This window comes from Pseudomonas sp. NIBRBAC000502773 (assembly GCF_006517195.1).
Lineage (GTDB): Bacteria > Pseudomonadota > Gammaproteobacteria > Pseudomonadales > Pseudomonadaceae > Aquipseudomonas > Aquipseudomonas marginalis.
Genome location: NZ_CP041189.1, coordinates 4,194,813 through 4,208,196, shown reverse-complemented (window position 1 = coordinate 4,208,196; position 13,384 = coordinate 4,194,813). Strand labels below are relative to the sequence as shown.

The following is a 13,384-nucleotide window of genomic DNA, read 5'->3' as shown; positions in this document are numbered from 1 at the left end:
GCGTCATGACCGCTATCTTGCAAGACGAACCCGGCGCAGACATCGCCCAAGCCCTCGAAGACGGCTGGCTGCCGATTCGTGAAGTGGCGCGCCAGACCGGCGTCAACGCCGTGACCCTGCGCGCCTGGGAGCGCCGTTATGGCCTGATCGTGCCCCAGCGCACCCCCAAGGGCCATCGGCTGTTCAATGCCGACCATGTCCAACGCATCCACACCATCCTCACCTGGCTCAATCGCGGCGTACCGGTCAGCCAGGTAAAAGGCCTGATCGATTCCGCCCAGGCCCTTCCCGATGCCGTCGAGAACGAGTGGCACGCCTTGCGCCAGAACCTGGTGCAGGCCGTCAGCGAACTGGCCGAACGCCGGGTGGACGATGTGTTTAACCAGGCCATGGCGCTGTACCCACCGCGCACCCTGTGCGAGCAATTGCTGCTGCCGTTGCTGCAGGAGCTGGAACAGCGCTGGCAAGGCCAGTTCGGCGCACAGATGGAGCGGGTGTTTTTCCTGTCCTGGCTGCGCAGCAAGTTCGGTGCACGCATCTACCACAACAACCGGCAGTTGCACGGTGCGCCGCTGCTGCTGGTCAACCACTCCGACCTGCCCCTGGAGCCGCACCTGTGGCTCAGCGCCTGGCTGGCCAGCAGCGCCGATTGCCCGGTGGAGGTCTTTGACTGGCCGCTGCCCACCGGCGAGCTGGCCCTGGCGGCGGAACACCTGCAACCGCGCGCCGTGCTCCTGTACTCGAGCAAGGCCCTGCAATTGCCGGCACTGAGCAAGCTGCTGGCTGGCGTCAATTGCGCAAAACTGCTCGTCGGACCCACGGTCTGCATCCACCAGGCCGAGCTGGCCGTATTAACCCAAGACATCGTGCAATTGTTCGTGGCCGAAGACCCGTTGTCGGCCCATCAGCTCCTGATCCAGCGTGGACTTATTTAAATGCACTTGATCTGGCTGCGCACCGACTTGCGCCTTCACGACAACACCGCCCTGGCCGCGGCCTGCCAGCGAGGCCCGGTGGCGGCCGTGTACCTGGTCACGCCCGAGCAATGGCTGGCCCATGACGATGCCCCCTGCAAAGTGGATTTCTGGCTGCGCAACCTGCAGCACTTGAGCCAGGCCCTGGGCGCCCTGAACATTCCCTTGCTGATCCGCCATGCCGCTACCTGGGATCAGGTTCCCGCCGTGTTGAGTCAACTGTGCCGGGAACTGGCCGTAGAGTCGGTACACGTCAACGAGGAATACGGCATCCATGAAAGCCGTCGCGATGCAGCTGCCGCTGAGACGCTGGAAGCCGGCGGCGTGACGTTCCATAGTTACCTGGACCAACTGCTTTTCCAACCGGGCAGCGTGCTGACCAAGACCGGCACCTACTTCCAGGTGTTCAGCCAGTTCCGCAAGGTCTGCTACGCGCGCCTGCACAGCGCCCTGCCGCGACGGGTCGCAACGCCCGAGGCCCAAGCCCCGCTCACGCTCAAGAGCGATCCGATTCCCGAACAGGTCGACGGCTTCGAACCGCCCAGCGACACCTTGCGCGCCCTCTGGCCCGCCGGCGAAGACGAAGCCCGCCGCCGCCTCGACGCCTTCGCCGACCAGCAGATCAGCTACTACAAAGACGAACGGGATTTTCCGGCCAAGCCCGGCACCAGCCAGCTCTCCGCCTACCTGGCCGCCGGCGTGGTTTCGCCGCGCCAATGCCTGCACGCCGCCCTGCAAACCAACCAGGGCGAATTCGAAAGCGGCGACATCGGCGCCATCACCTGGATCAACGAGCTGCTATGGCGTGAGTTCTACAAGCACATTCTGGTCGGCTACCCACGGGTCTCCCGTCACCGCGCTTTCCGCCCCGAGACCGAAGCCCTGGCCTGGCGCGATGCGCCCGAGGACCTCGCCGCCTGGCAACAGGCGCGCACCGGCCTGCCGATCATCGATGCCGCCATGCGCCAGTTGCTGGAAACCGGCTGGATGCATAACCGCCTGCGCATGGTAGTGGCGATGTTCCTGACCAAGAACCTGTTGATCGACTGGCGCGAAGGCGAGCGCTTCTTCATGCGCCACCTGATCGACGGCGACCTCGCAGCGAACAACGGCGGCTGGCAATGGAGTTCATCCACCGGCACCGATTCGGCACCGTATTTCCGGATTTTCAGCCCGCTGAGTCAATCGGAAAAATTCGACGGCGACGGCGTGTTTATCAAGCGCTGGCTGCCGGAGCTGGCCACGCTGAACAAGAAGGAAGTGCACAACCCGCAGGCGCTCGGCGGCCTGTTTGGCGTGGCGGATTACCCGCGCTCGATTGTCGACCTGAAAAAATCCCGCGAACGCGCCCTGGCGGCCTTTCGCAACCTGCCTTCACGCCAGGAGGTCGCTGAACATGAGTGACTTCCTGCGCCGCTTCGCCCAGGCCTTTGCCTCGCTGGACAAGCACAACCTGCAACTGCTCGACAGCCTCTACAGCCAGGACATCGCCTTCACCGACCCGCTGCATGAAGTCCATGGCCTGACCGCGCTGCACACGTATTTCGCCGAGTTGTACAGCAACGTCAGCCAGCTGCGCTTCGACTTCCATGGTTTCGACCAGGTGGCCGAAGGCGAAGGTTACCTGCGCTGGAACATGAGTTTCTGCCACCCGCGCCTGGGCAAGGGCAAGGTCATCCGCGTGGAGGGCTGCTCGCATTTGATGTGGCGTGACAAGGTGTACCGCCACCGCGATTACTTCGACGCCGGCGCCCTGTTGTACGAACACCTTCCCGTGTTGGGTGGGGTCGTCAGTTGGTTGAAAAGGAGAGTGGGATGAACGCACTGCCGCCCCGTCGTTATTGGCTGACCGGTGCCAGCAGTGGCATCGGTGCCGCGCTGGCCGTGGAGCTGCTCAACAGCGGCGCCCACGTAGCCCTCAGTTCACGCACCAAAGGCCCGCTGGAAGCGCTCGCCCAACGTTACCCCGGCCAGGTGCTGGTGGTGGCCGGCGACCTGACCAACAGCCAGACCGTGCGCGAGATCGGTGAGCACATCGGCGCGGCCTGGGGCTCGGTCGACACCGTAATCCTCAACGCCGGCACCTGTGAATATGTCGACGCCAGGCAATTCGATGCCTCGATTATCGAACACGTGGTGCGCACCAACCTGCTGGCCAGCAGTTACTGCATTGAAGCGGCGCTGCCGTTGTTGCGCGCCGGGCGCACGCCACACCTGGTGGGCGTCGCCAGCGCCGTGACCTACCTGCCGATGCCACGGGCCGAAGCGTATGGCGCGTCCAAGGCCGGGCTGCGCTACCTGTTCGAATCCCTGCGCATCAGCCTGTCGACCGAAAACATTGATGTCACGGTGATCAGCCCGGGCTTCGTCGACACTCCACTCACCGAGCGCAATGACTTCCCGATGCCCCTGAGCTGGCCCGCCGACAAGGCCGCGCGGCATATCTTCGCCAAGCTGGAAAAACGCCCGCTGGAGATCGCCTTCCCCGCACTGTTTATCGCCACGCTGTGGCCGCTGTCGAAACTGCCGAACCGCGCGCAATTGATCATCGGCAAACGAATGCTGCGCAGCCCGCCACCGAAAAAGGACGACCTGTGAAGATCGCCATTATCGGCAGCGGTATCGCCGGCCTGACCAGCGCCTACCTGCTCAGCCGCCGCCACGACATCACCCTGTTCGAGGCCGGCGACCGTATCGGCGGGCACACCCACACGGTCAACGTCACCGTCGAGGGCAAACCCTATGCGGTGGACACCGGCTTCATCGTGTTCAACGACTGGACCTACCCCAACTTCATCCGCTTGCTGGGGCAGATCGGCGTGACCTTCAAACCCACCGAGATGAGCTTTTCGGTGTGCGACCAGGGCAGCGGCTTCGAGTACAACGGCAACAACCTCAACAGCCTGTTTGCCCAGCGCCGCAATATCCTCTCGCCAGGCTTCTGGGGCATGTTGCGCGACATCCTGCGCTTCAATCGCGAGGCGCCGCGGGACCTGAAAGAACAGCGCATCAACGCCGGGATGACCTTGGGTGACTACCTCGAAGCCGGGGGCTACGGGCCTCGGTTTATCCGGCATTACATCGTACCGATGGGCGCGGCGATCTGGTCGATGTCCCTGGCGGACATGTTGGATTTCCCGTTGCAGTTCTTTGTGCGTTTCTTCAAGAACCACGGTTTGCTCTCGGTGAACAACCGGCCGCAGTGGTGCGTGATCGAGGGTGGCTCCAGCCGTTATATCGAACCGCTGACCCGCAGCTTTCGCGAGCAGATCCGCCTCGACTGCCCGGTGCATCTGGTCGAGCGTGACGCAGAGGGCGTAATCATTTACAGCGCCGCCGGCACCGAAGCCTTCGACAAGGTGGTGTTCGCCTGCCACAGCGACCAGGCACTGGCCCTGCTCGGCGACCCGAGCCAGGCCGAGCAGGAGATCCTCGGCGCCCTGCCCTACGCCGACAATGACGTGGTGCTGCACACCGACACGCGCCTGCTGCCCGAGCGCAAACTGGCCTGGGCCAGCTGGAACTACCGGCTGAGCGGCGACACGCAGACCCAGGCCGCTGTCACCTATGACATGAACATCCTGCAAGGCATCGACAGCGCCACCACCTTTTGCGTCAGCCTCAACCAGACGTCGATGATCAACCCGCTGAAGATCCTTGCGCGCTATACCTACGCCCACCCGCAATACAGCCTGGCCGCCGTGGCCGCACAAGCACGCTGGGAAGAACTGAACGGCACCCGCCATACCTGGTACTGCGGCGCCTATTGGGCCAACGGCTTCCATGAAGACGGCGTCGTCAGCGCCCTGCGCGTGGCCGAAGCCTTTGGGGAAAGCCTGTGAACAGCGCCCTGTACAGCGGCTGGATCGCCCATCGGCGGTTTGCCCCCAAGGCCCATGCCTTTCGCTACCGCATCGGCCTGCTGTACCTGGACCTCAGCGAACAAGACGAGGTGCTCGGGCTATCGCCCCTGGCCGGTGCAAGTCGCCTGGCGCCCTTCGGCTTTCGCGAGCAGGACTACCTGCGTGAATTTACGCGTCACGGCATGAGTTTGACCGATGCCGTGCGCCAGGAAGTCGGCAAGGCCCTGGGGCATACACCCTTGGGCGTTATCTGCCTGCTGACCCAGGCCCGCAGTTGGGGCCTGGCTTTTAATCCGGTGAGTTTCTTTTACTGCTTCGAGGCCGACGGACGACTGGCCGCGATCCTGTGCGAAGTGACCAACACCCCATGGCGCGAGCGCTATCACTACGTGCTGCCGGCCCAGGCCCTCGGTGCGGACGAACACCAGCACTTTGCCGTGGCCAAGGCGTTTCACGTGTCGCCGTTTTTGCCGCGCGACCTGGAATACCGCATGAGCTTCAGCCCGCCCGCCACCAAGCTCGGCGTGCACATGGCCGATTGGCAGGGCGAGGTGAAAGTCTTCGACGCCACCTTGAGCCTGCACAAAGAAACGCTGAACCGCGCCAGCCTGCACCGTTACCTGTGGCGCTATCCGTGGATGACCGCCAAGACCTGCCTGGCCATTTATTGGCAGGCCCTGCGCCTGTTGCTCAAGCGCACACCGATTTTTTCCCATCAGGCCGCCGACGGCGCCTCTCGCACATCAGTCGGGTACACCAAGGATCGCCGCCATGAAATCCCCTAGCTTATCGGTCAAGACCCACCGCCTGAACATCAACGGCATGACCAGTGCGCTGCTGCGCAAGGGCGTGCTGCGCCAACTCAGCCAACTGCGCCATGGCCAGTTGGTGGTGATCGAGGACGGTGAGCGCCAGGTATTCGGCGCACGGGAAGCGCACCTGCTGGGGGAAATCCAGATTGTCGATTCGGCGGTATGGGGGCTGGTGGCGGCCAACGGTTCCATCGGTGCGGGCGAAGCGTTTATCCACGGCTATTGGACCAGCCCGGACCTGACGGCGGTGGTGCGGGTGATGGTGAGTAACCTGGATGTGCTCGATGCAATGGAGGGTGGCCTGGCCAGATTGGCCCGGCCGTTCACCCAAGGCCTGCACTGGCTCAACCGCAACACGCGCAAGGGCTCGCAGAAAAACATCGCCGCCCACTACGACCTCGGCAATGAGCTGTTCGCAGAATTCCTCGACCCGACCATGATGTATTCGGCCGCGCAGTTCCTGACGCCCGACGACAGCCTGGAACAGGCGCAACTGAACAAACTGCAACGCATCTGCCAGAAGCTCGCGCTCAAACCCACCGATCATCTGCTGGAAATCGGCACCGGCTGGGGCAGCATGGCGCTGTATGCGGCGCAGCAGTACGGCTGCAAGGTCACCACCACGACCTTGTCCAAAGAGCAGTTCGCCTACACCGAAAAACGCATCGCGGCCCTGGGCTTGCAAGACCAGGTCACGTTGTTGCTGCAGGACTACCGCGACCTGACCGGCGAGTACGACAAGCTGGTGTCCATCGAGATGATCGAAGCGGTGGGCCATCGCTTCCTGCCGACCTACTTCAAGCAGTGCGCGCGCCTGCTCAAGCGTGATGGCCTGATGTTGCTGCAAGCCATCACCATCCGTGAGCAACGCTTCGAGCAGGCGAAAAACAGCGTCGACTTTATCCAGCGCTATATCTTCCCCGGCGGTGCCCTGCCCAGTGTGCAGAACATGCTGCACATCGTCAGCCGCGACACCGATATGAACCTGCTGCACATGGAGGACTTCGGCCTGCACTACGCGCGAACCCTGCGCCTGTGGCACGAGAACTTTCGCCACGCCCACGGCCGTCTGACGGAGTTGGGCTACGACGAATATTTCCTGCGGTTGTGGGAGTTCTACCTGTGCTACTGCGAGGGCGGCTTTATGGAGCGCACCATTGGCACCGCGCAATTGCTGTTGGCCAAACCGTCGGCCATCAACCCTCCGTTGCTCGGGCGCTTCAGTGCTTAAACCACTGGCCAATGCCGTGCTGTTCCAGTGCGGGTGGTTTGCCTGCGTACTCGGTGGCGATGGCCCTTGGTTGCTGGTGGGGCTGGCGGTGCTGGCAATCCACCTGCTGTGGATAAGTTCGTGGGCCACCGACGGCGCGCTGATTATCCGCGTGACGCTGCTGGGCACGGTACTGGATACGTTGCTGCGCAGCCTGGGGGTGTTTCACTTCAGCGAGCCCGGACCGCTGATTCCGTTATGGCTGATCCTGCTGTGGGCGGTACTGGCCACCACCCTGCGCCATTGCCTGGCCTGGAGTGCACGGCCCTGGTGGCGTGCGGCAGCATTGGGTGCGCTCGGGGGCCCGCTGTCGTATTACGCCGGCAGCCAGTTGGCGGGCGTGCATTTTGGCTACCCACTGTTACCCTCCATGGCGGGGCTGGCGCTGCTTTGGGCGGTGGTGTTCGTCGGACTGCATCGGCTGGCGCGCTGACGTCTGTCAGAGCATTCACACGCACAGCATCCGCTTGCCTTACACTGCGCGCCTATGACCAACATCCCCCACACCCAGATCACCGAACCCGCCGTCACCTGCTCGACCTGCGCGGCCTGCTGCTGCCAGCTGGAAGTGATGCTGATCACCGACACCGGCGTGCCGGAGCGCTATATCGACACTGACGATTGGGGCGGTGAAGTGATGCTGCGCCTGGATGACGGCTGGTGCGCAGCGCTGGATCGGGACACGATGATGTGCACGATTTACGAACGTCGGCCGCTGATCTGCCGGGAGTTCGAGATGGGCGCACCGGAGTGCCTGACCGAACGCGAAGGCATCGCCACGGCCTACCGCTGATCTCAGGCCAGTGAGGACCTTAATGTGGGAGGGGGCTTGCCCCCGATAGCGGAGTGTCAGTCGCGGAATTTGCCAACTGATCCATCACCATCGGGGGCAAGCCCCCTCCCACACTGTTTTTCAGCGTTCCTGGGAATTACAGCGGCATGGTGTAGTGCAGCGAGTAACTTTCTACACCATCGTTGTTGCTGCTGATCCCGGCATTGGAGTAATGCGTAGCGCGAATGCCGACTTCATGCCCACCGGTGAAGCGCAGGCCAAAGCCCAGGCGGTCTTCGAACTGGAAAGCCTGGCCGATGTTGTTGTCTTCCAGCTTGGTACGCGAGAACACCGCCACGCCAATCCCGGCTTCGATGTAGGGCTTGACCGACTGGCCGGCAAACTCATACACAAATACCGGCGAGAACGACAGGCTGCTAGCGCCTGCACGATCATCACCTTCCCAATAGGTATAGGCGCCGCTCCAATAGCCGGTCAGGCGACCGACGTCACTCTGCATCCAGCTTTTATCCCAATCCGAGGTCAGGCCCAGTCGATAGGTCAACGTCGAATCGCTGGTGCTGCCCACCCCAAACTCCAGGCCTGCAGCCTGGGCCGAAACAGAGTGTCCCACCACTACGGCCGCAATCGCGGCCAAACAGAACAAGCGCTTCATAAGAAACAGTCCTTTGAAAACAAAGTTTGTATGAATTTTTACAGGCCATCTCGCTATAGAAGCTGACGCACACTCAGAAGTTCAGCGACATTTCACGAAATTTTCACGACCCGAAGCTTCGCACAACTGCAGAATGTTTCCATAGTGTCGGTAGGATATTTCTTAGGTGATACACATCGCCACTGGTCCAGAACTGTGCAGGCTCAGGATCGCCGAGGGCCAGCAGGTCGCGTTCGCCCAGCAAACGCTTGAGCTGACGTGCGACGGCAGCGCCGGTGTCGATGAGGATGATGCTGGCGGGCAGCATCTGCGCCAGTAGCGGCTTGAGGAAGGGATAGTGGGTACAGCCGAGGATGATGGTGTCGCAGCCAGCGCTGAGCAGCGGGTCGATATAGCCCTGCAACAACTGACGCAGGGCCGGGCTGTCCAGATCACCGGTTTCAATCAGCTCCACCAGGCCCGGGCACGGCTGGGTGATCACCCGCACATCGGTGGCAAACCGATCGAGCAACGCGGCGAACTTGGCGCTTTGCAGGGTGCCGGTAGTGGCGAGCACCCCGACCACGCCACTGCGCGTGGCCGCCGCGGCGGGTTTGACCGCAGGCTCCATGCCCACCAGGGGCCAATCGGGGTAGTCCTGGCGCAAATCCGCGACGGCCGCCACGGTTGCGGTGTTGCAGGCGATCACAAAAGCCTTGGCGCCCTGCTCACGGAAAAACCCGGCAACTGACCGGGAACGCTCAAGAATGAACGCCGGGGTTTTCTCGCCGTAGGGGATATGCCCGCAATCGGCCACGTACAACAGGGACTCATGGGGCAGTAATTGCTGAATCTCAGCCAGCACCGACAAGCCGCCGACACCGGAATCGAACACACCGATTGGCGCGTCCTTACCCATGTTGCGTCCCGCAGACACTGCAAGCGGGATCACGCTTGACCCGCAGTTCGCGAAAACGTGTGGTCAACGCATCGATCAGCAACAAGCGGCCTACCAGCGGCTCGCCGAAACCAGCCAGCAGTTTCAGGGCCTCCAGGGCTTGCAGGCTACCGACCAGGCCCACCAGTGGGCCGACCACGCCCGCTTCGCTGCAGGTCAGTTCAGTGTCGCTGCCGTGCCCGTATAAACAGTGATAGCACGGGCTTTCGGCGCGACGTGGATCGAATACCGACAGTTGCCCTTCAAGCCGGATCGCCGCGCCGCTGATCAATGGCCTGGCCGCCGCCACGCAGGCGGCATTGACGGCCTCGCGGGTGGAGAAGTTGTCGCTGCAATCGAGCACCACGTCCACACCCGCCACAGCCGCCGCCAAGGTATCGGCATCCAGCGCGACGGGATGGGCGACCAAGGTGATTTCGGGGTTGAGGGCACTCAGGCGGCGCATGGCCGAATCGACCTTGGCCTGCCCGACGCTGTCGGTGTCATGGATGATCTGGCGTTGCAGGTTGGTGAGGTCGACGGTGTCGAAATCCGCCAGGTGCAATTCACCGACACCGGCGGCAGCCAGGTACATCGCCACCGGGGCACCCAGGCCACCGAGGCCGACGATCAACGCGCGGCCGTTTTTCAGGCGCAATTGGCCGTCGATGTCGACATGCTGCAACAGAATCTGTCGGCTGTAGCGCAACAGCTCCTGATCGGTCAGCACGGCCGGCGTCCCAGGGAAATGCGTTCGTGACCGCCAAGGTCGATGCGGCTGTGCACCTCCTCGAAGCCTTGGCTCAGCAACAGGTCGCGCACCGCGCCAGCCTGGTCGTAACCGTGCTCCAGCAGCAGCCAACCCGCCGCGTTCAGGTGGGCCGAGGCCTGGGCGATGATCAAGCGCAGGTCATCCAGGCCATCATGGCCCGCCACCAGGGCGCTGGCCGGCTCGAAACGCACATCGCCCGCCACCAGGTGCGGATCGTTGGCGGCGATGTAGGGCGGGTTGCTGATGATCAGGTCGTAGGCATGACCTGCCAGGGCGCTGAACCAATGGCTGTTGAGCACCGTGGCGTTATGGAGGTGCAGGCGCTGGCGATTGCGCTCGGCCAGCGCCACGGCTTCCAGCACGCGGTCGACGGCCGTGACGTGCCAGGCCGGACGCTCGCTGGCCAGGGCCAGGGCGATGGCGCCGCTGCCGGTGCCCAGGTCAAGGACCTTGACCGGTGTGGCCGGTAACAATTCCAGGGCCGCTTCCACCAGCAGTTCGGTGTCCGGACGCGGGATCAGCGTGTGGGGCGCGACCTCCAGGTCCAGCTTCCAGAAACCTTGCTGACCGAGGATATAGGCCACCGGCTCGCCGGCGCGGCGGCGTTGCAGGTAGCCGGCAAACGCCAGGGCGTGTTCGCTGCTGACGATTTTTTCCGGCCAGGTGTGCAGGTAGCTGCGGGACTTGCCCAAGGCCGCCGCCAGCAATAACTCGGCATCCAGGCGCGCCGTGGGCGAGTCGGGCAGGTCGGCGGCGCGCAACAGGCTGGCGATAATGGTCATTTATTCACCTATCGCCGCCAGCTGATCGGCCTGGTATTCGGCGAGCAGTGGCTCGATCACCGCATCCACGCCACCGGCGAGAATCTCGTCCAGGGAATAAAGGGTGAGGTTGACCCGGTGGTCGGTGACCCGGCCCTGGGCAAAGTTGTAGGTACGGATGCGCTCGGAGCGGTCCCCCGAGCCCACCAGCAATTTGCGCTCGCTGGCAATCGCGTTGGCGGCGGCGCTGGTCTGCTGGTCATTCAGCTTGGCCGACAGCCAGGACATGGCCCGTGCACGGTTCTTATGCTGGGAACGTTCTTCCTGGCACTCCACCACGATGCCCGACGGCAAGTGGGTGATACGAATCGCCGAGTCCGTCTTGTTGACGTGCTGGCCACCGGCGCCCGACGAGCGGTAGGTATCGACCCGCAGGTCGGCCGGGTTGATCTCGATGGCTTCCTGCTCGTCCGGCTCGGGCAACACGGCCACGGTGCAGGCCGAGGTGTGGATGCGGCCTTGGGATTCCGTCGCGGGAACCCGCTGCACACGGTGGGCACCGGACTCGAACTTCAGCTTGCCATAGACGTTGTCGCCTTCGACCCGCGCGATGACTTCTTTATAGCCGCCATGCTCACCTTCGTTCTCGGACAGGATCTCGACCCGCCAACCGCGACGCTCGGCATAACGCGAATACATGCGGAACAGGTCGCCGGAGAAAATCGCCGCTTCATCACCGCCGGTGCCGGCACGGATTTCAAGGAACACATTGCGCCCGTCGTTGGGGTCCTTGGGCAGCAGCATGCGCTGCAGGTCACCTTCCAGTTCGGCCAACTTTTCCTTGGCCTCGCGGACTTCTTCCACGGCCATTTCACGCATGTCCGGGTCGCTGTCCTTGAGCAGCGCCTGGGCGCCTTCAAGGTCTGCCTGCACTTTGGTGAGATTTTTGTACGTGGCCACAATGGGCTCAACTTCGGCGTATTCCTTGGAATAGGCGCGGAACTTGGTTTGATCGGAAATGACTTCGCCGTCGCCGAGCAAGGCGGTCAGTTCTTCGAAACGGTCCTGGAGCACGTCCAGTTTATTGAGCAGTGACGCTTTCATTGCGATTTTTTATCCGAAGAGCTGGGCGCGCCCTCACCGAGGGCAAAGAGTTCCTGGGCCATGGCCAGCGCATCAAGGCGGCCTTCGGCAGTCAGTTTTTTTAATTGTACGCTGGGCGCATGCAGCAATTTGTTGGTCAGGCCGCGAGCCAGTTGCATCAGCACCTCCTCGGCGCTGCTGCCGTTGGCGAGCAGGCGCTGGGCCTTGATCAACTCCTCATCACGCAGGCGTTCGCCCTGCTGACGATACGCCTTGAGCACGTCCACCGCCGCCAGCTCACGCAGGCGCACCATGAACTCTTCAGCGCCGATGCCGACCATCTCTTCAGCCGCCTGGGCAGCGCCCTGGCGACTCTTGAGGTTTTCGGCCACCACTTCATGGAGATCGTCGACGCTGTAGAGGTAAACGTCGTCCAACTCGCCGACTTCGGGCTCGATATCCCGGGGAACGGCGATGTCGACCATGAAGATCGGCTTGTGCTTGCGCAGTTTCAGCGCGCTTTCCACCGCGCCCTTGCCGAGGATCGGTAGCTGGCTGGCGGTGGAGCTGATGACGATATCGCTGCGCACCAGTTCGGCCGGGATGTCCGACAGCAGCACCGCATGGGCGCCGAACTGTTCGGCGAGGATGCTGGCGCGCTCCAGGGTACGGTTGGCGACCACGATGCGCTTTACGCCCAGGTCATGCAGGTGGCGGGCAACCAGGGTGATGGTCTCACCGGCACCGATCAACAGCGCCTGGCTGCGCTGCAGGTCGCTGAAAATCTGCTTGGCCAGGCTGACGGCGGCAAACGCCACGGACACCGGGTTTTCACCGATGGCGGTATCGGTGCGCACCTGCTTGGCGGAATTGAAGGTGGCCTGGAACAGACGGCCCAGCAGCGGACCGACGGTGCCGGCCTCGCGCGCCACGGCGTAGGCGGATTTCATCTGACCCAGGATCTGCGGCTCGCCCAACACCAGCGAATCGAGGCCGGATGCCACGCGCATCATGTGACGAACTGCCGCATCGTCTTCGTGCACATAGGCGCTCGCGCGCAGGTCGTCGAGGCTCAAATGGTGATAATCGGCCAGCCAGCGCAGTACCACATCCGCTGAAAGATGTTCCTGCTCTATATAAAGCTCACTGCGATTGCAGGTCGAAAGGATCGCAGCTTCGCGGCTGTCGGTGAGACGGCAGAGCTGCTGCAAGGCCTCAACCAACTGCTCTGGCGTAAACGCCACGCGCTCGCGCACGTCTACGGAAGCAGTCTTGTGGTTAATACCGAGTGCGAGGAAGGCCATTCAATATCGCTGATGATGTCGGGAAGCCGACAATTGTCCTACTTCGAAAGATTCAGAACAACCACCGTCGTCTATTGTCCTAATGCCTTGTGTCTATAAAGGCATCAACTGAGACTCGGTTATGTTTGGCCGAAGGCTTGTGTCATGATGATCCGACCGCAGGTTAGTCGTCCTCTTCCTA

The 13,384-nt window shown here is 62.7% G+C and carries 15 protein-coding genes; 9 read left to right on the top strand and 6 right to left on the bottom strand.

The features are described 5' to 3' along the window. The first annotated feature begins 5 nt into the window (after positions 1 to 5). Genes NIBR502773_RS19320 through NIBR502773_RS19280 form a run of 9 tightly spaced genes read left to right on the top strand, consistent with a single transcriptional unit; the run spans position 6 to position 7,712 of the window. Complete coding sequence (locus tag NIBR502773_RS19320; RefSeq protein ID WP_141156709.1) at positions 6 to 935, top strand: MerR family transcriptional regulator; 930 nt, start codon at positions 6 to 8, stop codon at positions 933 to 935. Next, on the top strand, positions 936 to 2,378 hold the full coding sequence (gene phrB, locus NIBR502773_RS19315) for a deoxyribodipyrimidine photo-lyase (protein ID WP_141156708.1): 1,443 nt from the start codon (positions 936 to 938) through the stop codon (positions 2,376 to 2,378). It abuts the gene before it with no gap. Continuing rightward, a complete protein-coding gene (locus NIBR502773_RS19310; RefSeq protein ID WP_027606873.1) occupies positions 2,371 to 2,793 on the top strand; it encodes a nuclear transport factor 2 family protein in 423 nt (140 codons plus the stop codon). The genes phrB and NIBR502773_RS19310 overlap by 8 nt, the downstream gene beginning before the upstream one ends. Further along, positions 2,790 to 3,572, top strand: a complete 783-nt coding sequence (locus tag NIBR502773_RS19305) for an SDR family oxidoreductase (protein ID WP_092358844.1) — start codon at positions 2,790 to 2,792, stop codon at positions 3,570 to 3,572. Before NIBR502773_RS19310 ends, NIBR502773_RS19305 begins: the two co-directional genes overlap by 4 nt. Next, positions 3,569 to 4,816 (top strand): NAD(P)/FAD-dependent oxidoreductase, encoded by a 1,248-nt coding sequence (locus NIBR502773_RS19300; RefSeq protein ID WP_141156707.1) that lies wholly within the window; start codon positions 3,569 to 3,571, stop codon positions 4,814 to 4,816. Before NIBR502773_RS19305 ends, NIBR502773_RS19300 begins: the two co-directional genes overlap by 4 nt. Then, entirely contained in the window at positions 4,813 to 5,622 is an 810-nt protein-coding gene (locus NIBR502773_RS19295) for a DUF1365 domain-containing protein (RefSeq protein ID WP_141156706.1), read from the top strand. The genes NIBR502773_RS19300 and NIBR502773_RS19295 overlap by 4 nt, the downstream gene beginning before the upstream one ends. Continuing rightward, positions 5,609 to 6,880, top strand: coding sequence for a cyclopropane-fatty-acyl-phospholipid synthase family protein (locus NIBR502773_RS19290; RefSeq protein ID WP_141156705.1), 1,272 nt, complete (start codon positions 5,609 to 5,611; stop codon positions 6,878 to 6,880). Before NIBR502773_RS19295 ends, NIBR502773_RS19290 begins: the two co-directional genes overlap by 14 nt. Next, positions 6,873 to 7,352: a DUF2878 domain-containing protein gene (locus NIBR502773_RS19285; protein ID WP_141156704.1), complete on the top strand. Its 480-nt coding sequence runs from the start codon at positions 6,873 to 6,875 to the stop codon at positions 7,350 to 7,352. Before NIBR502773_RS19290 ends, NIBR502773_RS19285 begins: the two co-directional genes overlap by 8 nt. A gap of 54 nt (positions 7,353 to 7,406) precedes the next feature. Then, a complete protein-coding gene (locus NIBR502773_RS19280; protein WP_016977069.1) occupies positions 7,407 to 7,712 on the top strand; it encodes a YkgJ family cysteine cluster protein in 306 nt (101 codons plus the stop codon). Positions 7,713 to 7,848: 136 nt separating this feature from the next. Here the strand turns inward: NIBR502773_RS19280 and NIBR502773_RS19275 are convergent, their stop codons facing one another. From NIBR502773_RS19275 to hemA, 6 genes are all read right to left on the bottom strand, one after another. After that, on the bottom strand, positions 7,849 to 8,367 hold the full coding sequence (locus NIBR502773_RS19275; protein ID WP_027606880.1) for an acyloxyacyl hydrolase: 519 nt from the start codon (positions 8,365 to 8,367) through the stop codon (positions 7,849 to 7,851). A gap of 103 nt (positions 8,368 to 8,470) precedes the next feature. Further along, positions 8,471 to 9,265 carry a glutamate racemase gene (murI, locus tag NIBR502773_RS19270; RefSeq protein WP_115486577.1) on the bottom strand — a complete coding sequence of 265 codons (795 nt, stop codon included), beginning with the start codon at positions 9,263 to 9,265 and terminating at the stop codon, positions 8,471 to 8,473. Continuing rightward, complete coding sequence (locus tag NIBR502773_RS19265; protein ID WP_141156703.1) at positions 9,258 to 10,013, bottom strand: molybdopterin-synthase adenylyltransferase MoeB; 756 nt, start codon at positions 10,011 to 10,013, stop codon at positions 9,258 to 9,260. The genes murI and NIBR502773_RS19265 overlap by 8 nt, the downstream gene beginning before the upstream one ends. After that, a complete protein-coding gene (gene prmC, locus NIBR502773_RS19260; protein WP_141156702.1) occupies positions 10,007 to 10,837 on the bottom strand; it encodes a peptide chain release factor N(5)-glutamine methyltransferase in 831 nt (276 codons plus the stop codon). The genes NIBR502773_RS19265 and prmC overlap by 7 nt, the downstream gene beginning before the upstream one ends. After that, positions 10,838 to 11,920 carry a peptide chain release factor 1 gene (gene prfA, locus NIBR502773_RS19255; RefSeq protein ID WP_027606884.1) on the bottom strand — a complete coding sequence of 361 codons (1,083 nt, stop codon included), beginning with the start codon at positions 11,918 to 11,920 and terminating at the stop codon, positions 10,838 to 10,840. Continuing rightward, entirely contained in the window at positions 11,917 to 13,203 is a 1,287-nt protein-coding gene (gene hemA, locus NIBR502773_RS19250) for a glutamyl-tRNA reductase (protein WP_065938450.1), read from the bottom strand. Before hemA ends, prfA begins: the two co-directional genes overlap by 4 nt. Positions 13,204 to 13,384 lie beyond the last annotated feature (181 nt).